Annotated in this window: 1 protein-coding gene; it reads left to right on the forward strand. The window is 54.5% G+C overall.

What is annotated here, in order from left to right:
- Positions 1-121 precede the first annotated feature (121 nt).
- On the forward strand, positions 122-898 hold the full coding sequence (locus VVR27_RS11555) for a transposase (protein WP_237187077.1): 777 nt from the start codon (positions 122-124) through the stop codon (positions 896-898).
- The last annotated feature ends 5 nt before the right edge of the window (positions 899-903 follow it).

A 903-nucleotide genomic window follows, 5' to 3' on the forward strand; every position in this document is an offset into this window, starting at 1 on the left:
GAGGCTTATTCAAAAGTAGACACGCACCCCACACCCACCAACTAGACAACGGCCCCACCCGCGGCAAAAATATGAGCGTTAAATCTCTATAAATAACCTCAAGCCATACCGGACAAGACCGTTGCTACACCAGCGTACAACCGGCCTCACAGCCACGCAATTCGCCACACTACACACAGCCCTCACCCATCACCTCACCTGGTCAAAACCAGGCGGAAGACCACCAGCGCTAACCCTCACCCAAGCCCTCAAAATCACCCTGCTCTACCACCGCCACAACCTCACCGAAGAACTCCTCGCAGAACTTTTTGCTGTCTCTCAATCGACAGTCTCACGAGCTATCAACACCATCGAAAAGGCCCTGGAGAAGATTCTCACTCCGCTGACTCAGCCTTTGAAAGAAAGCCTCAAAGCACCCGGGTCCTTAGTAGTTGACGGGACTCTGATACCCACGTGGAATTGGCGTTCACTTGGTAAAACAAATTTCTCTGGAAAGCACAAACGAGCCGGATTCAACCACCAAGTCATTTGCACCTTGGATGGAAAGTTGCTGGCTATCACAGACCCGGTGCCCGGGGCCAGGCATGATGCTTACGCCTTCAAACATCATGGCTTGGAAAGATATCTTGATGAGAGCACTGTGGCTGATAAGGGCTATATCGGGTTGGGGTTGGCTACCCCGGCCAGGCGCAAGCCGGGTCAGCGGCTGAGTCGGGAGCAGAGGCGGAATAATCGGGTGCTGAATCGGCTGCGGTCGGTGGTGGAGCGGGTTATCGCTCACATCAAGACTTGGCGGATTCTTCATACGGGGTTTAGGCGGCCGTTGGGGTTGTATGGGCGGGTGTTTGCGGTGGTGCGGGGGTTGGTGTTTTTGGCTGCGGGTGGGACTTTTGAATAAGCCTC

It is taken from the genome of Rothia sp. LK2492 (genome assembly GCF_040946345.1).
In the GTDB taxonomy this organism is placed as follows: domain Bacteria; phylum Actinomycetota; class Actinomycetes; order Actinomycetales; family Micrococcaceae; genus Rothia; species Rothia endophytica.